Raw genomic sequence first — 22,916 nt, forward strand, 5'->3', positions numbered from 1 at the left:
CAGGTACAGGGCGCCGAGGTCGTACGGTCCCCCGCACGCGTATTCAGGGGAGCGCGACCGCCGAGGCGGTCGGCCAGCTCATCCGGATGACACCACCGTGGTCGTCGGAGGTCACTTCCACGTCGTCGACGAGGCCGCTGATGACCGCGAGGCCCATCTCGTCCTCGCCGTCGCCGCTGTCCGACTCGTAGAGATCACCCGACAGGACGGCCCTGCGGGAGACCGACACGTTCTCGGCCTCGGCCGCGGAGCCCGGGGCGGGCACTCCGTCGCCGACCTCGATGGAGAAGACCTTCTCCTCCTCGATCAGCACCACCCGCACGGGCGCGGTGATGCCATGGGTGCGGTGCAGATTGACCGCGCGGCTGCACGCCTCACCGACGGCGAGCCTGACCTCGTCCAACACTGCTTCGTCGACACCGGCCCGGCGCGCCACGGCAGCCGCCACCAGACGGGCCGTCCTGACGTGCTCGGGCTGGGCGCTGAAGCGGAGTTCAACGGTGGCCATGCGATCCCCCTCAGACGTACGAGCGTGCGAAATCTGGGGCTCGGGCGGCCCCGGGCATGACGCCCGGTGCCCCCTGCCCTCTTCCGAAAGCCTCCGGCCGGCCTCAGTCGGTGGCGGCGACGGCCTCTTCGACCGTGGTGTGAATGGGGAACACCTTGGTCAGGCCAGTGATCCGGAAGATCTTGAGAATGCGCTCCTGGTTGCAGACCAGACGCAGCGAGCCCTCGTGGGCACGCACACGCTTGAGTCCGCCCACGAGCACGCCCAGACCGGTCGAGTCGAGGAAGTCCACGCCCTCCATGTCGACGACCAGGTGGTAGCTGCCGTCGTTCACCAACTCGACCAACTGCTCGCGCAGCTTGGGCGCGGTATACACATCAATCTCGCCACCGACCTCGACGACCGTACGGTCGCCACCGGGGCCGGACACATTGCGAGTCGACAGGGACAGGTCCACGGATCCTCCAGCACCTTGCAATCGAGCGGTCGCCCCTCGGGTCTCTCCCGACGGAGCCAGGGGGCGTATCGCCAGCCGCGATGGCATTCAATCACTTACCGGCATCCATGCACGACGCCTTAGGACCATTGTCCGCCACGCCAGTGACACACTCGGTGCCGATGGCCACGAATCACGGTCCTGGCAGGCCGCCCGAGAGCGGGGACTCCCGCCCTTCCCCCAGTACGGTCCTGGACCGGCTCACCGCGGGGGCGGGCCGGGCCGCGCGCATCACCCATACGGAGCACTTGCCCCCGCGTGCGGGCCGCCATGCCGTCTGGCCCGACCGCATCCGGCCAGAAGTGATCAACGCCATTCAACTGGCCGGGGTCGACCACCCGTGGACCCACCAGGCCACCGCCGCCGAGCACGCGCTGGACGGCGAATCCGTCGTGATCGCCACCGGCACGGCGTCCGGCAAGTCCCTCGCCTACCTCGCGCCGGTGCTCACCGCGCTCCTGGACGGCTCCGAGGCCCCGAACGGCCGGGGCACGACCGCCCTGTACCTCTCCCCGACCAAGGCACTCGCGGCCGACCAGCGCCGCGCCGTGAAGGAGCTCGCCGCCCCGCTCGGCAACGGCGTGCGCCCGGCGGTGTACGACGGCGACACGCCCGTCGAGGAACGCGAATGGGTGCGCCAGTATGCCAACTACGTGCTCACCAACCCGGACATGCTGCACCGCGGGATACTCCCGGCCCACCCTCGCTGGTCCTCCTTCCTCCGTGCCCTGCGCTACGTCGTCGTCGACGAGTGCCACATCTACCGCGGTGTCTTCGGCTCCCACGTGGCCCAGGTGCTGCGCCGTCTGCGGCGCGTCTGCGCCCGGTACGGCTCCGAACCCGTCTTCCTCCTCGCCTCGGCCACCGCCGCCGAGCCCGCGCGGGCCGCCGGCCGGCTCACGGGGCTGCCCGTCCACGAGGTGGCCGACGACGCCTCCCCGCGCGGTGAGACGGTCTTCGCCCTCTGGGAGCCGCCTCTCACCGAGTTCCACGGCGAGAAGGGCGCACCGGTCCGGCGCACCGCCACGGCGGAGACGGCCGACATCCTCACCGACCTGACGCTGCAAGGCGTACGGTCGGTCGCTTTCGTACGGTCCCGGCGCGGCGCCGAACTGATCTCCGTCATCGCCCAGGAACGCCTCGCCGAGGTCGACCACTCGCTCGTCAAACGCGTCGCCGCCTACCGGGGCGGCTATCTCGCCGAGGAGCGCCGGGCCCTTGAGCGCGCCCTGCACTCCGGCGAGCTCCTCGGCCTCGCCGCCACCACCGCCCTGGAGCTGGGCATCGACGTCTCGGGGCTGGACGCCGTCGTCATCGCCGGGTATCCGGGCACCCGGGCGTCCCTGTGGCAGCAGGCCGGGCGCGCCGGACGCGCCGGCCGGGGCGCGCTGGCCATCCTGGTCGCCAGGGACGATCCGCTGGACACGTTCCTCGTCCACCACCCCGAGGCGCTCTTCCAGCAACCTGTCGAGTCCACCGTGCTGGACCCGGACAACCCGTACGTCCTCGCCCCCCATCTCTGCGCGGCCGCCGCCGAACTCCCGCTCACCGATGCCGACCTGGCGCTGTTCGGCCCCGCCGTGCCCGAGTTGCTGCCGCAGCTCGTCGAAGCCGGTCTGCTGCGGCGGCGTGCCACCGGCTGGTACTGGACGCGCCGCGAGCGGGCCGCCGATCTCGCGGACATCCGGGGCGAGGGCGGCAGTCCTGTCCAGATCGTCGAGGCGGGCACCGGCAGGCTGCTGGGCACGGTCGACGAGGCGGCCTCCCACACCGCCGTGCACGACGGAGCCGTCCATCTGCACCAGGGGCGCACCTATCTGGTGAAACGGCTGGACCTGGCGGACTCGGTCGCACTCGTCGAGGAGGCGAACCCGCCGTACTCGACGACCGCGCGCGACACCACCGCCATCTCCGTCCTCGAAACCGACACCGAGATCCCGTGGGGCGGCGGGCGCCTCTGCTACGGCTCCGTCGAGGTCACCAACCAGGTCGTCTCCTTCCTCCGCCGCCGGCTCATGACCGGCGAGGTCCTGGGCGAGAGCAAACTCGATCTGCCTCCCCGCACACTGCGTACCCGGGCCGTCTGGTGGACGGTCACCGAGGACCAACTCGACGCCGCCCGGGTGAATCCCGAACAGTTGGCCGGCGCTCTGCACGCGGCCGAGCACGCGTCCATCGGGATGCTCCCCCTGTTCGCGACCTGCGACCGCTGGGACATCGGCGGCGTCTCCGTACCGCTCCACCCCGACACGTTGCTGCCGACGGTTTTCGTGTACGACGGTCACCCGGGTGGCGCGGGCTTCGCCGAGCGCGCCTTCCACACGGCGCGTGAGTGGCTCGGCGCGACCCGCGAGGCGATCGCCTCGTGCGAGTGCGAGGCGGGCTGCCCGTCGTGCATCCAGTCCCCGAAGTGCGGCAACGGCAACGAGCCCCTCCACAAGCGCGCGGCGGTACGACTCCTGGCCGAACTCCTCAGATCCGCGCCGTCGCCGGACACGGCGGACCAGGCGGACCTGCCGGGGCCCCGGGCGGCAGAGGCCGTGGCCGGAGCCGAGGTCACGGGCTAGGGCCTGCCCCCGGTATCGGGGGTATCGGACCCTGCGTCGTGACGGTCCCGGGGACAGGCACAGGCGCCGGGACGGTCACCGGAACAGACGGCGGAACAGGCAGGGGAACAGGCGGGGGCGGCGCGTCCGGTGGGCCCGCGCGGGACCTGACCGTCGGGCTGTACGGGCCGAAGCCCGCCCGCGCGGTCACGTCGGCGATGTCACCGTCCAGCGCGCACCGCACCACCTCCGCGCCCTGCGCCCCCGCCACCTCGGCCGCCCGCGCGCAGGCGGCCTCCGCGCCGCGCGTCGCACGCTCGGCCGCCGCCAGCGCCGCCAGATCCGCCGCCGAGCCCGCGCGGTGTCTGGCGACGACCGCCTGCCCCATGGCGAGGATCACCGCGAACACGGCGCACAGCGCGGTCGCCGCCATGGCCGCCCACACCGTCGCCGATCCCCGGTCCCGGCTCATGGCACCACTCCGCCCGGCTCCGAGTCCTCGGCCGATGCGAACGCCTCCGCGGAAAGCGTCAGCGCGATGCCTCGCGGTCCGGGGGTGGGCGCTTCCACCCGCACGCGCCACAGGTCGCCCGACCGCCCCAACGTGACCTCCGCGCCCTCCGGGGCGGCCGAACGGGCGGCTTCCACCGCCTTGGCCCCCGGCTCGGACCGCGCTGCCGCCCGAGCCCCCGCCCTGGCGGCGTCCACGCACTGGATCTGCGCGGCGGCCGCCGTCAGGGCCCACAGCAGGGACGCGACGAACACCACCAGCGCCGGTACCGCCACGGCCGCCTCCGCGGTCACCGACCCCCGGTCGCCGCTGCCCCCGGAAGACCGCGGCGCGCGTGACGCTTGTGACGCGCCGGGCCCCTCGGACGTCCGTGACGCGCCGGGCGCCGCGCACTCAGAACTTCGCGTCGAGGGCATTGCCGATGACCGATTCCAGGGCGCCGGCGACCGGCCCACTCGTGACCACCTTGTAGAGCAACGCGGCGAAGCCGCACGCGGCGAGAGTCCCCACCGCGTATTCGGCGCTCGCCATTCCCGAGTCCCCTCGCGCCCCGGTACGGAACCGCCGCCCGGCACCGACCCGGACCCTGCTCCGGCGCAGCCGACTCACCCTGCTCGCCGTCTCCACCAGACGCCACGCCTGCCGTCCCGACGGCCCCACCCGCATCTTCATGTCAACCTCCCGTTGGCTCAGCACAGTTGAAGTAGTCGCACTAATCGCAGTAGTCGAAGTACGTGAAGTCGAAGCGGCTCAGTAGCCACCCAGCAGCCCGGTCGCCAGGCCGATGACCACCGGGGCGACACCCACAGCCAGAAAGGCGGGCAGGAAGCACAGCCCCACCGGAGCGGTGATCAGCACCTGGGCCCGGCCCGCGCGGGCCGCCGCCTCTCGGGCACGTGCCGCCCTCAGACCGTCCGCCAGCCGGGAGACCGCCTCCGCCGCCGGCGCCCCCGTGGACCCGGCCCGCTCCAGACAGCGGGCCAGCTCCGCCGCGCCCGGTATCTCGCCGAACCGCCCCCACGTCTCGACCGGTTCACCCCCGAGCCGTAGCTCGGCGGCCGTACTCACCAGCCGGTCGCCCAACGGCCCGCCCAGCGACTCACCCACCGCCTCCGCCGCCTCGCGCGGTCCTGCGCCGGCCGAGACACAGGCGGCCAGCAGATCGGCGGCGAGCGGCAGTTGCCGTGCGGCCTCGCCCATTTCCTCGTCTGTCGCCGCGCCGGTCTTTCGCTGACTGGTCCGCAGCCACCGGACGACGCCGTACGCCCCGGCGAGCCCCACCACGAGCCCGACCGGCCCGCCGATCAGCGCCCAGCCGAGGCAGACGGTCCCCACCGGCGGACCCCACCGCCGGAGCCGCGCTCCGTAATCCGGCCGCGTACGGCCCCGTCCGGGCGCCACCCCCGTGCCCAGCAGCGCCACCATCCGTCCGCGCGCCGCCCGTTCGCGCCGCCACCCGGAGCACGCGAGAGCCAAGGACACCAGCGCGGCCAGTGACGAGACGGTCACCCACAGGCTGTGGACGAAGCTTCCGCTCTCAAGAGCCGCGTTCATGGCACGCCTCCGCTCGCGCGAGCGGTCCCGCCGCGCACGATCCGCCCGGCCCACCAGAAACCCATCGCCTCCAGCAGCCCGCCCACCACCAGACAGCCCAGCCCGGCAGGGGTGTGCAGCAGCACGCTCAGCGGGTCGGCACCCATGGCCCAGCCCATCGCCAGCCCCACCACGGGCAGGAGCGCCAGCACCACGACCGTGGACCACGCCCCGGCCAACTGCGCCCGCATGGAATCCCGTTGGTCCTGCTGCGCCCGTAAGGCCGCGCGCAGCCGGTCGAGTCCGGCGGCCAGTCCCGCGCCTCCGTCCACCGCGACGCGCCAGCACGCCGCGACCCCGACAAGCCCTTCCGCACCCGGTTGCCGCGCCGCCTTGCGCAGGGCCCCGGGAACATCGCCGCCGAAGCGGGCAGCCGCGACCACCAGGGCCAGCTCCGGACCGCTCAGGTCGGGGCCGGCGTCCCGGACGGCCGTCGTGAGCCCCTCCGCCGGCTGCGCCCCGGCCCGCAGCTCCCCGACAAGCACCTCGCACAGACCCCGTACAGCGTCTGCCCGTCGTTCCTCCGCGCGTTTCCTCTCCCCGGCCCGCAGCCGCCGCCCCACGAGGGGCACGGCCACCGCGCCCGCGATCAGCGGCAGTACCGACTCACCCCACAGGGCGACCACCGCCCCGACGGGCAGGGCGAACCACTCCTTCCCCAGGCCGGTCAGCCGGTCGCGGATCGCGCTCGCCGCGCGCCGCCGGCTCGGTGCCGCCTTCCGCCTCGCAGCTGGCCCGGTCCCACTCGTACGCCCGCCGCCACCGCCGGCTCCGCCGACCCCGAACAGCGACTCCGCCCGCCGCGAGACGCGCCCCACGTCCAGCCGCTCCCAGACGGCGAGCGCGACGCACAGCGCGACGCAGAACACGGTCAACGGCATGGGGGCCGGGATCGGGAACGGTGTCGTCAGCACAGCGCACCCCCGATCAGCGAGCGCAGCCTCGGCCAGCCCCTCTCGTACGCGAACCCCTCCGCGGCCCAGCGCAGCGCGGGCACCGTCACCACCAGCCCCGCCGCGTCACGCTCCAGCACATGCACCTCGGCGATACGACGCCTCCCGGCCCGGTCCCGTACGAGATGGACCACCACACTCAGCGCCGCCGCCAACTGGCTGTGCAGGGCTGCCCGGTCGAGGCCGGCAGCCGTACCGAGGGCTTCCAGCCTCGCGGGCACATCGGCGGCGGTGTTCGCGTGAACCGTCCCGCAGCCCCCTTCGTGGCCCGTGTTCAGGGCCGCGAGGAGTTCCGTGACCTCCGCGCCTCGCACCTCGCCGACCACCAGCCGGTCGGGCCTCATCCGCAGCGCCTGCCGCACGAGGTCCCGCAGGATCACCTCACCCGCGCCTTCCTGGTTCGCGGGCCGCGCCTCCAGCCGCACCACATGCGGGTGGTCGGGCCTCAGCTCCGCCGAGTCCTCTGCCAGTACGATCCGCTCACGCTCCCCCACCAGGCCGAGCAGTGCGGCGAGAAGCGTTGTCTTTCCTGTGCCCGTGCCGCCACTGATCAGGAACGACACCCGGGCCTCGATCAGCGCCCGCAGCAGTCGCTCACCCCCTGGCGGCAGTGTCCCCGCGGCCGTCAACTCGGCCGGGGAGAAGGCCCGGTGACGTACGACCCGCAGCGACAGATACGTCGAGCCGACGGCCACCGGGGGCAGCACCGCGTGCATACGGGTCCCGTCGGGGAGCCGGGCGTCCACCCACGGGCGCGCGTCGTCCAGCCGCTTGCCCGCGACGGCGGCGAGCCGCTGCGCCAGCCTCCGTACGGCCGAGGCGTCCGCGAACGACACGTCCGTCAACTCCAGCCCGCCGCCCCGGTCCACCCAGACCCGGTCGGGCGCCGAGACCAGCACGTCGGTCACCGAGGGGTCGGCCAGCAACGGCTCCAGCGGCCCCGTCCCGACCAGCTCGCTCCTCAACTCCTCGGCCGCGCCGAGCACTTCCGTGTCCCCCAGGAGCCTCCCCTGGGCCCTGAGAGCCGCCGCCACGCGCGCCGGGGTCGGCTCGGCCCCGCTCTCCGCCAGACGCTGCCGTACGGCGTCCAGGAGCGCTCCACCGACCTGCGCTCCCCTCGCCCGCGTCACGGCGCTCACGCGGTCACGCTCCCGTCCCCGGCGCCCGCGAGCGCCCGCTCCCAGAACGCGGCACAGAACCGCGCCAGTGGCCCCCGCGCGCTCGCCCCCGGCGGCGACCCGCTCTCCTGGGCGGCCAGCAGGCCCGGCTCCGTGGGAAGTTCACCCACGAGCGGCAGCCGCAGCGTGTCCGCAACCCACCTGTCGTCCAGGCCCGCCGCGTACGGCCCACGGACCACCGCCCGCAGGTCCGGCAGGACCATCCCCACCAAGGACGCGACCCGGCTCGCCGCCGCGACCGCCCGCAGCTCCCCCGGCACCACGAGCAGTCCGACGTCCAGCTGAGCCAGCGCCTCCGCCCCGGCCTCGTCGATCCGGCGCGGAAGATCCACGACCACGACGCCGCCCCTTCTGCGGGCCGCCGCCAGGACGGACCGCATGGCCTCCGGCCGGACGAGCACCGAGTCGCCGCGATCCCAGCTCAGCAGCCGCAGATCGTGCAGCCGGGGCAGCGACTCCTCCAGGGCGCCCCCTGCCACCCGCCCTTTGGATGCGGCGAAATCCGGCCATCGTCGGCCCTCGGCCCGCTCGCCGCCGAGCAGCACGTCGAGCCCGCCACCGAGCGGGTCGCCGTCGATGAGCATGGTGCGCAGCCCCTGGCGGGCCGCTGTGACCGCCAGCGCGCAGGCCAGCGTCGAGGCCCCCGCCCCGCCCCGGCCACCGATCACCCCGACCGTGAGCGCCTGCCGCCCGACCCCTTCCACGACATCGGCGATCCGGTCGACGAGCCAGCTCTCGGCATCGGGCAGACGCAGCACACAGTCGGCGCCGATCTCGACGGCCCGCCGCCATACGTCCGGGTCGTCCTGGTCCCGGCCGACGAGCAGCACCCCCTGGCGCCGGGTGGCGGACCGGCACCGCACGGCCGCGTCGTCACCCACCAGCACCAGCGGCGCGGACTCCCAGCCGCCCCCTCGCCCGGGCACCGAGTGGTGCACCTCCGGCTCCGCGCCGGCGGCCGCGCACAGCCGCAGCAGATCATCGAGCAGGTCGACGTCCTCGGTGACGATCAGCGGTCCGCTCCCGCGCCCTTCGGCTACCGGCGAGCGCTCGGACGTCATGAATCCAGCCATTCTCTCCACCCCCTATTACCGTGATCCCGGATCAACGTCCGCGGTCGCCGCCGAAGGCGCTCACCCGCACCATCCGGGGACACCTGAAGGGCATCCGCTCAGTGGGCTCTCGGCGATCTCGGAGTGATCCGGCATCTGCGATTCCGGCCACCGCGAACTTTCGCGGTGGGAAATCACCATGCATCGCGCGGAAAAAACGTATGGATCTTGCTCAAAAGCTGTGGATAACTCACCGGTTGTGAATAACTCCGTAGCTCATACCGGTGACTTCCCAGAGCACCCTGACAACTACACACAGTGACGGGTAGAGTGCGATTCAGACCCCGCACACGCGAGCACCCCGAGAGGAGGGGGCATGGGGAGAAAGGGGGCCGGAGCCTCAGAAACGCATCCGGACATGCGACGACCCCCGCCGGGGGGGAGAGCGGGGGTCGTCCCCCAGACCGACTCGGGGGGGGAGGAGCCGGACCGGGTGAGCACGGTCGCGAACGATCCGTGACTTCCATGGTGTACCCGAGAGCCTTCTCAGGCAAACCCACGCGCCGTACCTTACGCCGAATGGTGGGCGCCTATGCTCGACTTCGTGGAAAACCACTCCTTGCCTCGCACAGCGGCCTTCTTTGACCTGGACAAGACGGTCATTGCGAAGTCGTCGACGTTGACCTTCAGCAAGTCCTTCTATCAAGGCGGACTGATCAACCGCCGGGCCGTACTGCGCACCGCATACACGCAGTTCGTCTTTCTCGCCGGTGGCGCCGATCACGATCAGATGGAGCGCATGCGCGAGTACCTCTCCGCGCTCTGCAAGGGCTGGAACGTCCAGCAGGTCAAGGAGATCGTCGCCGAGACGCTGCACGATCTCATCGACCCCATCATCTACGACGAGGCCGCCTCCCTCATCGAGGACCACCACACGGCGGGACGCGATGTGGTGATCGTCTCCACGTCCGGTGCCGAGGTCGTCGAGCCGATCGGCGAACTGCTCGGCGCCGACCGGGTCGTGGCGACCCGCATGGTCGTCGGCGACGACGGCTGCTTCACGGGCGATATCGAGTACTACGCCTACGGGCCGACCAAGGCCGCGGCCGTCAAGGCGCTCGCCGCGTCCGAGGGTTACGACCTGGACCGCTGTTACGCCTACAGCGACTCGGTCACCGACCTGCCGATGCTCCAGTCGGTCGGCCACCCGTACGCGGTCAATCCCGACAGGGCGCTGCGGCGCGAGGCGATCACCCGCGATTGGCCGATTCTCGTCTTCAATCGGCCGGTCCGACTGAAGCAGAGGCTGCCCGCGTTCTCCATGCCGCCGCGTCCCGCGCTCGTCGCGGCGGCCGCGGTAGGCGCGGCGGCGGCCACGGCCGGACTGGTCTGGTACGCGAGCCGGCGCCGCCAGGCGGCCTCCGCCTGACCTGACCGGCCAGGGACAGTCAATTCGTCCGCATCATCCATATTTGAACATAAAAGTAAAGTAACAGAGTGAGGTCTTTCGCTTCTCCAGGGACAGGAGTACAAAGGAATCAACGGCCCGCGAGACCAAGGACATCCGAGAGGATGACCTTCAAACGCACTCAGGCCCCACGGACCGAGCATGAAAGCTGAGTACCCACGCGACGTCGACCCGTCGAATACGGGCCAGCCGCACCAGGGACGGGCGAAGTCCCGACCTGATGGGCATATTTCGAGGACGCTTGGTAGCTCGGTGGACGTGCCTGCGGCGGTACCTACTTGGTACCGCCGCATTTCTGTTGGGCGCCTTCGGCAGCGGAGCGGATCAGGCCGCGCCCCGCTGGAGCGCCTCGCAGACCGCCGTGGACTCCCTGACACCCAGCTCGACCGCGCGCCCGCAGTGCGCGATCCAGGCCGCCATCCCGTCCGGCGTCCCCGACAGATAGCCGTCGAAGGCCGCCACGTACGCGGCGCGCCCCAGCTCGGCGTGCCCGACCTCGGCCGGACAGATCGACTTGGGGTCGAGCCCGCTGCCGACCAGCACGATCCGCTCGGCGGCCCGCGCCACCAGACCGTTGTACGAGCCGAAGGGGCGCAGCGCGAGCAGTTCACCGTGGACGACGGCGGCCGTCACCAGCGCGGGCGCCGAACTCCCGGCGATCACCAGCCCGGAGAGGCCCTCCAGCCGTCCGGCCACCTCGTCGGCGGGAGGCAGCGGTGCCTCGATCAGCGGTTTGGGGCTCTCGGGCCCCGGTGTCTCGACGACCGGCTCACCGGCCAGCCTCGGCCGCCCGACCGTCTCCCCACCGACCCCGGCCGCCCCACCGACGCCGTCGCCCGGAGCCACCCCCGTACCCGCACCGCCGTCAGCACCGCCAACACCATCACCAACGCCAACGCTATGGCCGACGCCGTACAGATCCCGGGCCGCGCCGCCCGCCGCCACCAGATGCAGCCGCGCCAGCACCCGCATCGGCGACTGCCGCCAGATCGACAGGAGTTGACCCGCCTCCGCCGTCAACCTCAGCGCGGCTCCCACCGTCAGCGCGTCGGCCCCCGCGCCGAAGTCGCTGCGCCTGCGCACCTCTTCGAGCGCCCAGTCCGCACCGGAGAGCGCCGCCGATCCACGCGCGGCACGCAGCGCGGCCTCCGAGGTGACCTCGTTGCCGCGCCGTCTCATCACCCGGTGCGCGTAGAGCGGGTCGACCGCCTTGCGTACCGAATCGACCGCGTCGGGGACGCCCGGCAGGGAGCCCAGAGCCGCGAGCGGGTCGTGCCCTCGCGGAGCGGGTGAAGCGTTCGGGGCTGTCGTACTCATAGGTAGCAAGGCTACGCGCCCGTAGCGCACGCCCCACGTTGGAGTGGTCTTCTTCACCCGATGTGACAGCGCACAGCGACATGACCACTACGCTAGGTGAACATGAAGATCGCTTTCGTCGGAAAGGGCGGCAGTGGCAAGACGACACTGGCCTCGCTCTTCATCCGCCATCTGACCGCCAACGAGGCCCCCGTCATCGCGGTGGACGCCGACATCAACCAGCATCTCGGGGCCGCTCTCGGTCTCGACGAGGCCCAGACCGCCGCGCTGCCGGCGATGGGCGCGCATCTGCCGCTCATCAAGGAGTACCTGCGGGGCACCAACCAGCGGATCACCTCCGTCGATTCGATGATCAAGACCACACCCCCCGGCGAGGGCTCCCGGCTCCTTCGGGTGCGCGAGTCCAACCCCGTGTACGACGCCTGCTCCCGCACGGTCCGGCTGGACGACGGCGAGGTCCAGCTGATGGTCACGGGGCCCTTCACCGAGTCCGACCTCGGGGTGGCCTGCTACCACTCCAAGGTCGGCGCGGTGGAACTCTGCCTGAACCACCTCGTCGACGGCCCGGACGAGTACGTCGTCGTCGACATGACGGCGGGTTCGGACTCGTTCGCTTCGGGGTTGTTCACCCGGTTCGACATGACGTTCCTGGTGGTCGAGCCGACGCGCAAGGGCGTGTCCGTCTACCGCCAGTACAAGGAGTACGCGCGGGACTTCGGCATCGCGCTGAACGTCGTCGGCAACAAGGTCCAGGCCCAGGACGACGTGGACTTCCTCCAGGACGAGGTGGGCGACGACCTGCTCGTCACCGTCGGGCACTCGAACTGGGTGCGGTCCATGGAGAAGGGCCGCCCGGCCCCGTTCGAGCTGCTGGAGGCGGAGAACCGGGTGGCGCTCCAGATGCTGGAGGACGCGGCGGAGGACTCGTACGCGTACCGCGACTGGGAGCGCTACACGCGGCAGATGGTGCACTTCCACCTCAGAAACGCGGAGAGCTGGGGCAATGCGAAGACTGGCGCGGACCTGGCGGCACAGGTCGATCCGGCGTTCGTGCTCCGCGAGGAGACGGGGGTCCCGCAGCCGAGTTGACCGCGCCGGTGGGTCCGGGCGGCATCTCGGCGTGCCGCCCGAACCCACCCCCGCCGCGTCGGAGTCCGTCTAGGCGTCCGGGCCGTTCGCCGGCGCGGCGGCCGAACCCGGCGCCGCCGGTGCCAGCGGCGTGGCGGGCGCCTCGGGCGCCGTCAGATACGTCTGCCAGCCGGTCGCCGGCTTCTGGCCCACGCCGAGCCGCCGCAGCCTTTCGAGCGTCTGCGGGTCTTGCGCCTCCAGCCAGTCCACGAGTTCCTTGAACGTCACGCACCGCACGCCGTCCTTGACGCAGACGGTCTTGATCGTCTCCTCGACGGCGCGCATGTACGTGCCTCCGTTCCACGACTCGAAGTGGTTGCCGATGATCAGGGGCGCGCGGTTGCCGTCGTAGGCGCGGCTGAAGGCCTGGAGCAGGCCGTCACGCATCTGGTTGCCCCAGTACTCGTGCTGGGTCGGGTCGCCGTTGACCGTCTTCGACTGGTTGAACATGAAGTTGTAGTCCATCGAGAGCGTCTCGAACTTCCGGCCGGGCACCGGGACGAGTTGGAGCGGGATGTCCCACATCCCCTCGGTCTTCTTCGGCCAGACCTGGTTGCCGACACCGCTGGAGTCGTAGCGGAAGCCCATCGTCCGGGCCGCGCTCATCATGTTCTTCTGCCCTTCCAGGCAGGGCGTGCGGGCGCCGACGAGTTCCTTCTCGTAGTCGAAGGGCAGCGGAGGCTCGTTCGTCAGGCCGCTGTTGCTCTTCCAGTTCTTCACGAAAGCCTTGGCCTGGCTGATCTCGCTCTTCCACTCCTCCACGGACCAGGTGCCGACGCCCCCGTCCGCGCCGCAGAAGTGCCCGTTGAAGTGGGTGCCGATCTCGTTGCCGTCCTGCCAGGCGCCCCGCAGCTCGCGCAGGGTGTTCCTGATCCCCTCGGCGTCGTTGAAGCCGATGTCCGAGCGGCCGACCGCGTGTTGGGGCGGGCTGTACTGCTCGGACTTGTCCTTCGGCAGCAGATAGACGCCGCTGAGGAAGTACGTCATCCTCGCGTCGTACTTCTTGCCCACCTCGCGGAAGTGGGAGAAGAGCTTCTGGCCGTCCTCGCCTGCGCCGTCCCACGAGAACACCACGAACTGGGGTGGTTTCTGGCCGGGCTTGAGACGTTCCGGCCTGGTGACGCCGGGCTGGGCGCCGGTGTACGCCGTCGAGCCGTCGCCGATGAGCCGCACCGCGCTCTTGGCGGGCCCCTTCTTCGCTCCGTGGGCGCCCCCTTCGGTCTCGGTCCCGGGCTTCGGCTCCGGTGAACCGGAGCCGGAACATCCGGTGAGTCCCACGGCCAGCGCCGTCACGGCCGCACCGCAGGCGATCCTCTTTCTGGCGGCCAGCATCCGCCCACCTCTTCCCTCAGGTTCTGTGCGTTGGAGCGCCGAAACGCCAAGCACGGCGCCGAGCGCCGTCAACGTCGCACTGGGACCCGAGAGGAACCGGTATGACAAGCCGTACAAAATGACTAATCACCACTAAGGGTGAATATTTGCCCCATTTGCCCTTAAAGTCATGCCTGAATCTTTACTCTCCATTACGATCCATTTACTGATTGTTGATGATCGCGATGATCCCGCCACTGCACGCCGTGACCCACGGCCGCGTCCCCCCCACAACTCGCGACCGCGCCGCCCGGAGGAGACGGGAACCATGTCTGCCAGCGTCCCCACCCGCGAAGACCAGCCCCACCGCCCCCATGACACGAACGGTCCGGCAAGCCAGGCGAGCCCGGCCGGGCAACCACCCGGCAGGCGACGGGGATTCCGGATCGCCGGGGCGGATGTCTCGGCGTCCATCTCGGTCTTCCTGATCGCGTTGCCGTTCTCCCTCGGCATCGCGCTCGCCACCGGCGCGCCACTCCAGGCCGGTCTCGTCGCCGCGGCCGTGGGCGGCCTCGTGGCGGGCCGACTCGGCGGCGCGCCCCTCCAGGTCAGCGGTCCGTCGGCCGGTCTGACCGTCGTCACCGCCGGTCTGATCCATCAGTACGGCTGGCGGGCCACGTGCGCCATCACCGTCCTCGCGGGCCTGGCCCAACTCGGTCTCTCCGCCCTGCGCGTCGCCCGCTCCGCGCTCGCGGTGAGCCCGGCGATCGTGCACGGGATGCTGGCGGGCATCGGGGTCACGATCGCGCTCGCCCAGTTGCACATCGTCCTCGGCGGCACCCCGCAGAGCTCCGCCGTGGCCAATGTCCGGGCGCTGCCCTCTCAGTTGGCCGATCTGCACCTGGGCGCGGTCTCCGTGAGCGCGCTGACGGTGGCCGTTCTGCTCGCCTGGGCTCGTATCCCCGGGCGTACGGGGCGGCTCACCCGGAGGGTGCCGGCGGCCCTGGTGGCGGTGGCGGCGGCGACCCTCACCGCCGTCCTCGCCGGGCTGAGCCTCGACCGGGTCGATCTGCCCTCGTGGAGCAGCCATGTGCTGCCCGAACTGCCCCAGGGGCCGGTGCTCGGACTGATCGCGGCAGTCCTGACCGTCACTCTGGTCGGCAGCGTCGAATCACTGCTCTCGGCCGTCGCCGTCGACAAACTGGTGGCCGCGCGCAAGGAGCCGGACGTCCTGATCCCGCGCGCCCGGCTCGACCGGGAGCTGACCGGGCAGGGCGCGGCGAACGTGATCTCGGGTGCCCTCGGCGGACTTCCGATCACCGGGGGCGGAGTCCGCAGCGCCGCCAACGTATCCGCGGGCGGGATCAGCCGACACTCCACGATGCTGTACGGGCTGTGGATCGCCGTCGCCGCGCTCTTCCTGGTCTCCGTGCTCGACCTGATCCCGCTGGCCGCGCTCGCCGCGCTGGTCATGGTGCTCGGCGTCCAGATGGTCAATCCGGCGCATCTGCGCAGCGTGCGGCGCAATCGTGAACTGCTCGTCTACGCGGGGACGCTGGCCGGTGTGGTGTTCACCGGTGTGCTGGAGGGGGTGGCGATCGGGGTCGCCCTCGGAGTGGCCGTCGCGCTGCACCGGCTCACCCGGACCCGGATCACGTTGGAGGAGCGGGACGGGGTCCACCGGCTCCAGGCGCGGGGCCAGTTGACGTTCCTGGCCGTCCCTCGGCTCAGCCGCCTGCTGCACCAGGTGCCGCAGGGAAGCAACTGCGTGGTGGAGCTGGACGGGTCCTTCATGGACCACGCGGCGTACGAGGCGCTGCACGACTGGCAGGTCGCCCATCTGTCGCAGGGCGGGACGGTCGAGTTCACGGGCAGATCGGGCGCCCGGATCGCCGAGCCCGCCGAGCCGGTGACACAGTCGAACAGCTGCTGTAGGCCGTGGACCGCGTGGCGCAACCACCATTGCGGCGAGCCGGTCGAGCAGACTCCGACGGACCAGGGGCCGCATTCGGATCGGGTGCGGGTGGCGGGCAAGATCCAGCGTGGGCAACTCGCGAGTGGGCTCAGCTCGTTCCAGCGCAATACGGCTCCGCTCGTACGCGGCGAGCTGGCGCGGCTGGCGCGCGAGGGCCAGCAGCCCTCCCAGCTCTTCCTCACCTGCGCCGACTCCCGGCTGGTGACGAGCATGATCACGGCGAGCGGTCCCGGCGATCTGTTCACCGTCCGCAATGTCGGCAATCTGGTCCCGCTTCCGGGAGAGGAGGGCGCGGCAGGTCAGGACGAGTCGGTGGCGGCGGCGATCGAGTACGCGGTCGAAGTGCTGCGGGTCCAGTCGATCACGGTCTGCGGGCACTCGGGATGCGGCGCGATGCAGGCCCTCCTCAACACACCCGACAACCAGCCCCGGAAGGTCGCCTCGACGACCACCTCGAAGGCCGGCCCGCGCGCCGCCCCATCCACCTCGCAGCACCCGGCCACCCGGACGGCCACCGACGCCGCCGAGATCACCCAGGCCGCCCCACCCTCCACCCCCCTCACCCGCTGGCTCCGGCACGGCCGGCCGAGTCTGGAGCGGATGCGGAGCCGCGACCACGCGTGGGCCAGGATCTCCGGGCGGCTGCCCGCCGACGCGGTCGAGCAGCTCTGTCTGACCAATGTCGTCCAGCAGTTGGAGCATCTGCGCGCCCACGCGTCGGTGGCCCGGGGCCTGGCCGAGGGCAGGCTGCAACTGCACGGCATGTACTTCCATGTCGGCGAGGCCCAGGCGTATCTGCTCACGACCGACGGACAGCCGGACGGGCACTCCGACAGCACGGACGAGGTGTTCAACCGGGTGGCCCCGACGGCGTTCGAGGAGTCGCGCGCCTGAACCGACGCGCCCGCGCATCCGTGAGAATGTGTGGCCCCGTTCCCCACCACAGCCGGGGAACGGGGCCACGCACTCCCGCGCCCGCCCGTCAGCCCGGCCACATAGGTCTAAACCAATTTCCTGAAGACCCTTGTCACCCGGGCATCTGCCTGATGAGCTAGGCCCGGGGACACATAGGACGCCCTGGGAAAGGGAGATGTCGTGAGCAACGAAAGCCTGGCCAACCTGCTCAAGGAAGAGCGGAGGTTCGCGCCACCGGCCGAGCTGGCCGCCGACGCCAACGTGACAGCGGAGGCGTATGAGCAGGCCGCGGCGGACAGGCTTGGCTTCTGGGCCGAGCAGGCCCGGCGGCTCACCTGGGCCACCGAACCGACCGAGACCCTCGACTGGTCGAACCCGCCCTTCGCGAAATGGTTCGCGGACGGCGAGCTCAACGTCGCGTACAACTGCGTGGACCGCCATGTCGAGGCGGGCAACGGCGACCGGGTCGCCATCCACTTCGAGGGCGAGCCGGGCGACAGCCGCTCCCTCACCTACGCCGACCTCAAGGACGAGGTCTCGCGGGCCGCGAACGCGCTCACGGAGCTCGGGGTGTCCAAGGGCGACCGCGTCGCCATCTACATGCCGATGATCCCCGAGGCGGCCGTCGCGATGCTGGCCTGCGCCCGTATCGGCGCCGCGCACTCCGTGGTCTTCGGTGGTTTCTCGGCCGACGCCGTGGCCTCCCGTATCCAGGACGCCGACGCCAAGCTCGTCATCACAGCGGACGGCGGCTACCGGCGCGGCAAGCCGAGCGCGCTCAAGCCCGCCATCGACGACGCCGTGGCCCGCTGCCCGCAGGTCGAGCATGTCCTGGTGGTACGCCGCACCGGCCAGGAGACCGCGTTCAGCGAGGGCCGGGACGTCTGGTGGCACGACATCGTCGACCGTCAGTCCGCCGAGCACACGCCGGAGGCCTTCGACGCCGAGCACCCGCTCTTCATCCTGTACACGTCGGGCACGACGGGTAAGCCCAAGGGCATCCTGCACACCTCGGGCGGTTATCTCACCCAGGTGGCGTACACCCATCACGCGGTCTTCGACCTCAAGCCGGAGACGGACGTCTACTGGTGCACCGCCGACGTCGGCTGGGTGACCGGCCACTCGTACATCGTGTACGGGCCGCTGGCCAACGGCGCGACGCAGGTCATGTACGAGGGCACGCCCGACACCCCGCACCAGGGGCGGTTCTGGGAGATCGTCCAGAAGTACGGGGTGACGATCCTCTACACGGCGCCGACCGCGATCCGCACGTTCATGAAGTGGGGGGACGACATCCCCGCCAAGTTCGACCTGTCGTCGCTGCGCGTCCTGGGCTCCGTCGGTGAACCGATCAACCCCGAGGCCTGGATCTGGTATCGGCAGAACATCGGCGCCGGCAAGACCCCGGTCGTGGACACCTGGTGGCAGACCGAGACCGGCGGCATGATGATCTCCCCGCTCCCCGGTGTCACCGCCGCCAAGCCGGGCTCCGCGCAGCGCGCCCTCCCCGGCATCTCGGCGACCGTCGTGGACGACGACGGCAACGAGGTGCCGGACGGCGGCGGCGGATATCTCGTCCTCACCGAGCCGTGGCCGTCGATGCTCCGCACCATCTGGGGCGACGACCAGCGGTTCATCGACACCTACTGGTCCCGCTTCGAGGGCAAGTACTTCGCCGGCGACGGTGCCAAGAAGGACGACGACGGCGACCTCTGGCTGCTGGGCCGGGTCGACGACGTGATGCTGGTCTCCGGCCACAACATCTCCACCACGGAGGTCGAGTCGGCGCTCGTCTCACACCCGAAGATCGCCGAGGCGGCGGTCGTCGGCGCCACGGACGAGACGACGGGGCAGGCGATCGTCGCCTTCGTCATCCTGCGGGGTACGGCGTCGGTGGACGACGGCCTGGTGGCCGAGTTGCGCAACCACGTCAGTACGGTGCTGGGGCCGATCGCCAAGCCGAAGCGGATCCTGCCGGTGGCCGAGCTGCCGAAGACCCGCTCGGGCAAGATCATGCGACGGCTGCTGCGCGATGTCGCCGAGGACCGTCAGCTCGGTGACGTCACCACGCTCACCGACTCCTCCGTGATGGAGCTGATCCAGACCCAGCTCCCGAGCGCGACCAGCGAGGACTGATCCCCCAGGGGCCGGCGCATCTCCGGACGGGTGCGCAAGGGCCGGTCCGAAAAGCGCGGTCCGTAAAACCGGTCCGTAAAACCGGTCCGTAAATGCGCAGGCCCCACGTCAGGTCGGCGGAGCAGGAGCCCCCGGCGCGTTGCGCCGGGGGCTCCGCTTTGTAAAGTGGGCGGCGCGTCAACGATGTGTCAAGGAACCACTGGTGCGCCGGGAAGTCTGGTCGGCATGTGATGTGCCATGCCCGCAGAACCGACCGGAGGACCCCCTCGTGGCCACCCCCCGCACCTTCCTCGGACGCCTCCCGCTCCCCGAGCGGACGTATATCGCGAGCGCGCTGCGGACCGAGACGGTCGGCGGCGTCCTGCTCCTCCTCGCCGCGATCGCCGCGCTGATCTGGGCCAACACCCCCATCAGCGACAGCTACGCGACCGTCGGCGACCACCATCTGGGCCCGGCCTCGCTCGGCCTGGACCTCTCGATCCGGCACTGGGCCGCCGACGGGCTGCTCACCATCTTCTTCTTCGTCGCCGGCATCGAGCTCAAGCGCGAACTGGTCGCCGGCGAACTCCGCGACCCGAAGGCCGCCGCCCTCCCCGTCATCGCGGCACTCTGCGGCATGGCCGTGCCCGCCCTCGTCTATGTGCTGGTCAACGTGGTGGGCGGCGGATCCACCGACGGCTGGGCCGTCCCCACCGCCACCGACATCGCCTTCGCGCTCGCCGTGCTCGCCGTCCTCGGCACCTCACTGCCGTCCGCGCTACGCGCCTTCCTGCTCACCCTCGCCGTCGTGGACGACCTCTTCGCCATCCTGATCATCGCGGTCTTCTTCACCAGCGACATCCACTTCGGGGCCCTGGCCGGGGCCGTCTCCGCTCTCGTCGTCTTCTGGTTCCTCCTGAGGAAGGGGGTGCGCGGCTGGTACGTGTACGTTCCGCTGGCCCTCGTCGTCTGGGCCCTGATGTACAACAGCGGCGTCCACGCCACCGTCGCCGGCGTCGCGATGGGCCTGATGCTCCGCTGCGTCCGGCGCGAGGGCGAGAAGCAGTCGCCGGGCGAGCGCGTCGAACACCTCGTCCGCCCGCTCTCCGCCGGTCTCGCCGTGCCGCTCTTCGCCCTCTTCTCGGCGGGTGTCTCGATCAGCGGCGGCGCGCTCGCCGACGTCTTCACCCGGCCGGAGACCCTGGGGGTGGTCCTGGGGCTGGTCATCGGCAAGACGGTCGGCATCTTCGGCGGCACCTGGCTGGCCGCACGCTTCACCCGGGCGACCCTGAACGAGGATCTGAGCTGGCCGGACATCCTGGCGCTGTCGACGCTCGCGGGGATCGGCTTCACCGTCTCACTGCTCATCGGCGAACTCGCCTTCACCGGCGATCCGGGGCTGGCGGACGAGGTGAAGGCGGCCGTCCTGACGGGCTCGGTGATCGCCGCCGTACTCGCCGCCGTACTGCTGCGGCTGAGGGTCCGTACGTACCAGGCGCTGTACGACTCCGAGGAGCGCGACGAGGACATGGACGGCGTCCCGGACGTCTACGAGCAGGACGATCCGGCGTACCACCTGAGGATGGCCGCCCTCTACGAGAAAAAGGCCGCGGAGCACCGCCGCTTGGCCGAACACGGCCCAGCGACGCGCGATGACGGCCCAGGTCCGGCATGATCTGACATCCGGCATGATCTGAAGGCGCGAGAGCCTTGAAAACCCCAGATCTGCGAGAGCGCAGCCGAAACGAGGGAGTCAACGATGAGCGACCCCGGCAGCCATGCCGCCGTCACCACCGCCGCTGCCGACGGCTTTCCAGCCGTCCGGGTCGACGGGGACCGCAGCCTCGGGCAGTTGGTCTCGTCGGCCACCGCCGAGATGTCCGCTCTGGTGCACGACGAGATCGCGCTGGCCAAGGCCGAACTGCGGGAGGACGTCAAGCGGAGCGCGATGGGCGGCGCCGCGATCGGGATCGCGGGAGTGTTCGCGCTTTTCTCCCTGCCGGTGCTGAGCTTCGCGGCCGCATACGGGATCCACAACTGGGGCCTCGGGCTCGCGTGGTCGTTCCTGATCGTGGGTGGAGCGTTTCTGCTCATCGCGGGGCTGCTGGCGCTGATCGCCCTGCGCAAGTTCAAGCGGGTCAAGCCGCCGGAGAAGAGCATCGCGTCCGCCAAGGAGACCGCCGCGATTCTCCAGACGGTAAAACCGCACCCCCGCCCGGTCCATGAGACGGGCAAGTCTGTGGCACGCTCGTCTGCATGACCGCCCCCGAAAACGGCCCCGACTCCACCCCCGGCAGCCTCCCCGCGACGGTCGCGGCGGATGTGCGCCTCGACGGCCCCTGGACGCACCGGGACGTGGCGGCCAACGGAGCCCGCTTCCATATCGCCGAGATGGGCGACGGGCCTCTGGTGTTGCTGCTGCACGGCTTCCCGCAGTTCTGGTGGACCTGGCGGCACCAACTGCCCGCGCTCGCCGAGGCCGGTTACCGGGCCGTCGCGATGGACCTGCGGGGCGTGGGCGGCAGCGACCGTACGCCCCGCGGTTACGACCCGGCGAATCTGGCGCTCGACATCACCGGTGTGATCCGCTCGCTCGGCGAGCCGGACGCCGCGCTCGTCGGGCACGATCTGGGCGGGTATCTCGCCTGGACCGCGGCCGTGATGCGGCCGAAGCTGGTGCGCAGGCTCGTGGTGTCCTCGATGCCGCACCCGCGCCGCTGGCGCTCGGCGATGCTGTCGGACTTCTCGCAGAGCAGGGCCGGCTCGTACATCTGGGGATTCCAGCGGCCGTGGCTGCCCGAGCGTCAGCTCGTCGCCCGCGACGGGGCGTTGGTCGGGGAGCTGATCCGCGCCTGGTCGGGGCCGCAGCCGCCCGACGACAAGACGGTCGACACCTACCGGCGGGCGATGACCATCCCGTCGACGGCGCACTGCTCGATCGAGCCGTACCGCTGGATGGTGCGGTCGATGGCGCGGCCGGACGGGATCCAGTTCAACCGGCGGATGAAGCGGCCGGTGCGGGTGCCGACCCTCCAGCTGCACGGGTCGCTCGATTCGGCGATGCGTACGAGGAGTACGGCCGGGTCCGCCGAGTACGTCGAAGCTCCCTACCGCTGGCGGCTGTTCGACGGTCTTGGCCATTTTCCGCAGGAGGAGGACCCCGTCGCGTTCTCCACCGAGCTGATCAACTGGCTCAAGGATCCCGAGCCCGACCGCTGATCAGGGCCGTGTCCGACCGGTCGGCAGGCGCCTCCAGGAACATTTGTACGACGAGCAGCCAATTGCCTCACGCATAGGCCAATTGGCCGACGCCGGGGCGATTACCGACCATGGGCCCCGGGCAAACGTCCGTGTATGGGCTGGACGCACGACTTCGGTGACGCAGCACGCAACCGCCGCTCGGCCACTGTGCCGATCACCCATGAGAGGGGCGGCCCGGAAGATCAGGGGCATGATCTCCGACTCGGTATTCCACTGATTCTCCGCCGGAGGGCCCGTTGGGTCTCGGCACGGCTGCGACATCAGCGCGGCTAGGCACGGCGGCGGCAGTGGGAGCGAGCGGGAACGTCGAGGGAACACCCGGACGACCGGATCGAAGACCGGGACGAAGACCCGAATGAGCCGGGAGTACGGGTCGGAAGTAGTGAACAGAAGTACTGATCGGGAGTGCTGAACGGAAGTACTGATCGCGGGGACAACGGAGGACGAGGACAGTGCCGGGCCGGACCAGGTTTCCCTGGTGGGGGCCCCCGGGGGTGCAGCCCCGGTGGGTGGTGTTGGGTATTTAGCGCATACGAGGGGGTTGTGCGGGGGGTTTGGGGTGGGGGCCCGGGGCTTGGGGGCGGGGCAG

20 protein-coding genes are annotated in these 22,916 nt (G+C 71.0%); 9 read left to right on the forward strand and 11 right to left on the reverse strand.

The window, feature by feature from the left end; all coding sequences use genetic code 11:
* Positions 1-43: 43 nt before the first annotated feature.
* Entirely contained in the window at positions 44-508 is a 465-nt protein-coding gene (locus tag ACFWU9_RS12060; protein WP_384316922.1) for an ATP-binding protein, read from the reverse strand.
* A gap of 103 nt (positions 509-611) precedes the next feature.
* On the reverse strand, positions 612-965 hold the full coding sequence (gene bldG / locus ACFWU9_RS12065; protein WP_078075833.1) for an anti-sigma factor antagonist BldG: 354 nt from the start codon (positions 963-965) through the stop codon (positions 612-614).
* An 80-nt stretch (positions 966-1,045) separates the two neighbouring features.
* Between bldG and ACFWU9_RS12070 the strand changes: the two genes are divergently transcribed.
* A complete protein-coding gene (locus tag ACFWU9_RS12070; RefSeq protein ID WP_384316924.1) occupies positions 1,046-3,571 on the forward strand; it encodes a DEAD/DEAH box helicase in 2,526 nt (841 codons plus the stop codon).
* Here ACFWU9_RS12070 and ACFWU9_RS12075 read toward each other — a convergent pair.
* The 7 genes from ACFWU9_RS12075 to ssd form a co-directional block, all read right to left on the reverse strand.
* Positions 3,561-4,022 (reverse strand): Rv3654c family TadE-like protein, encoded by a 462-nt coding sequence (locus ACFWU9_RS12075; protein ID WP_384316926.1) that lies wholly within the window; start codon positions 4,020-4,022, stop codon positions 3,561-3,563. The genes ACFWU9_RS12070 and ACFWU9_RS12075 overlap by 11 nt on opposite strands.
* Entirely contained in the window at positions 4,019-4,477 is a 459-nt protein-coding gene (locus ACFWU9_RS12080; RefSeq protein WP_384316928.1) for a TadE family type IV pilus minor pilin, read from the reverse strand. Before ACFWU9_RS12080 ends, ACFWU9_RS12075 begins: the two co-directional genes overlap by 4 nt.
* Positions 4,455-4,727 (reverse strand): DUF4244 domain-containing protein, encoded by a 273-nt coding sequence (locus ACFWU9_RS12085; RefSeq protein WP_384317287.1) that lies wholly within the window; start codon positions 4,725-4,727, stop codon positions 4,455-4,457. The genes ACFWU9_RS12080 and ACFWU9_RS12085 overlap by 23 nt, the downstream gene beginning before the upstream one ends.
* An 84-nt stretch (positions 4,728-4,811) precedes the next feature.
* Entirely contained in the window at positions 4,812-5,615 is an 804-nt protein-coding gene (locus ACFWU9_RS12090) for a type II secretion system F family protein (RefSeq protein ID WP_384316930.1), read from the reverse strand.
* Entirely contained in the window at positions 5,612-6,535 is a 924-nt protein-coding gene (locus tag ACFWU9_RS12095) for a type II secretion system F family protein (RefSeq protein WP_384316932.1), read from the reverse strand. Before ACFWU9_RS12095 ends, ACFWU9_RS12090 begins: the two co-directional genes overlap by 4 nt.
* Before the next feature lie 26 nt (positions 6,536-6,561).
* A complete protein-coding gene (locus ACFWU9_RS12100) occupies positions 6,562-7,737 on the reverse strand; it encodes a TadA family conjugal transfer-associated ATPase (protein WP_384317289.1) in 1,176 nt (391 codons plus the stop codon).
* Between the two features lie 5 nt (positions 7,738-7,742).
* A complete protein-coding gene (gene ssd, locus ACFWU9_RS12105) occupies positions 7,743-8,858 on the reverse strand; it encodes a septum site-determining protein Ssd (protein WP_384316935.1) in 1,116 nt (371 codons plus the stop codon).
* Positions 8,859-9,429: 571 nt separating this feature from the next.
* Between ssd and ACFWU9_RS12110 the strand changes: the two genes are divergently transcribed.
* The gene (locus ACFWU9_RS12110) at positions 9,430-10,266 is read left to right on the forward strand and encodes an HAD family hydrolase (protein WP_384316937.1); all 837 of its coding nucleotides are present in this window, start codon (positions 9,430-9,432) and stop codon (positions 10,264-10,266) included.
* A 363-nt stretch (positions 10,267-10,629) separates the two neighbouring features.
* Here ACFWU9_RS12110 and ACFWU9_RS12115 read toward each other — a convergent pair whose 3' ends face one another.
* Complete coding sequence (locus ACFWU9_RS12115) at positions 10,630-11,622, reverse strand: oxidoreductase (protein ID WP_384316940.1); 993 nt, start codon at positions 11,620-11,622, stop codon at positions 10,630-10,632.
* 102 nt (positions 11,623-11,724) lie between these two features.
* On the opposite strand from ACFWU9_RS12115, the gene ACFWU9_RS12120 reads away from it, so the two are divergent.
* Positions 11,725-12,711, forward strand: coding sequence for an ATP-binding protein (locus ACFWU9_RS12120; RefSeq protein WP_384316943.1), 987 nt, complete (start codon positions 11,725-11,727; stop codon positions 12,709-12,711).
* A gap of 69 nt (positions 12,712-12,780) precedes the next feature.
* Here ACFWU9_RS12120 and ACFWU9_RS12125 read toward each other — a convergent pair whose 3' ends face one another.
* Positions 12,781-14,082, reverse strand: coding sequence for a hypothetical protein (locus tag ACFWU9_RS12125; protein ID WP_384316946.1), 1,302 nt, complete (start codon positions 14,080-14,082; stop codon positions 12,781-12,783).
* Positions 14,083-14,389: 307 nt separating this feature from the next.
* Between ACFWU9_RS12125 and ACFWU9_RS12130 the strand changes: the two genes are divergently transcribed.
* From ACFWU9_RS12130 to ACFWU9_RS12155, 6 genes are all read left to right on the forward strand, one after another.
* A complete protein-coding gene (locus tag ACFWU9_RS12130) occupies positions 14,390-16,930 on the forward strand; it encodes a SulP family inorganic anion transporter (protein WP_384316949.1) in 2,541 nt (846 codons plus the stop codon).
* Between the two features lie 201 nt (positions 16,931-17,131).
* Positions 17,132-19,087: an acetate--CoA ligase gene (gene acs, locus ACFWU9_RS12135; RefSeq protein WP_384316951.1), complete on the forward strand. Its 1,956-nt coding sequence runs from the start codon at positions 17,132-17,134 to the stop codon at positions 19,085-19,087.
* 268 nt (positions 19,088-19,355) lie between these two features.
* The gene (gene nhaA, locus ACFWU9_RS12140; protein WP_384316953.1) at positions 19,356-20,741 is read left to right on the forward strand and encodes a Na+/H+ antiporter NhaA; all 1,386 of its coding nucleotides are present in this window, start codon (positions 19,356-19,358) and stop codon (positions 20,739-20,741) included.
* Positions 20,742-20,825: 84 nt separating this feature from the next.
* Positions 20,826-21,326, forward strand: coding sequence for a phage holin family protein (locus tag ACFWU9_RS12145; RefSeq protein WP_384316956.1), 501 nt, complete (start codon positions 20,826-20,828; stop codon positions 21,324-21,326).
* Entirely contained in the window at positions 21,323-22,285 is a 963-nt protein-coding gene (locus ACFWU9_RS12150; protein WP_384316957.1) for an alpha/beta fold hydrolase, read from the forward strand. The genes ACFWU9_RS12145 and ACFWU9_RS12150 overlap by 4 nt, the downstream gene beginning before the upstream one ends.
* Before the next feature lie 135 nt (positions 22,286-22,420).
* Positions 22,421-22,600, forward strand: coding sequence for a hypothetical protein (locus ACFWU9_RS12155; RefSeq protein ID WP_384316960.1), 180 nt, complete (start codon positions 22,421-22,423; stop codon positions 22,598-22,600).
* Positions 22,601-22,916: the final 316 nt, after the last annotated feature.

The sequence above is a fragment of the Streptomyces sp. NPDC058653 genome (assembly GCF_042716895.1).
In the GTDB taxonomy this organism is placed as follows: Bacteria; Actinomycetota; Actinomycetes; order Streptomycetales; family Streptomycetaceae; genus Streptomyces.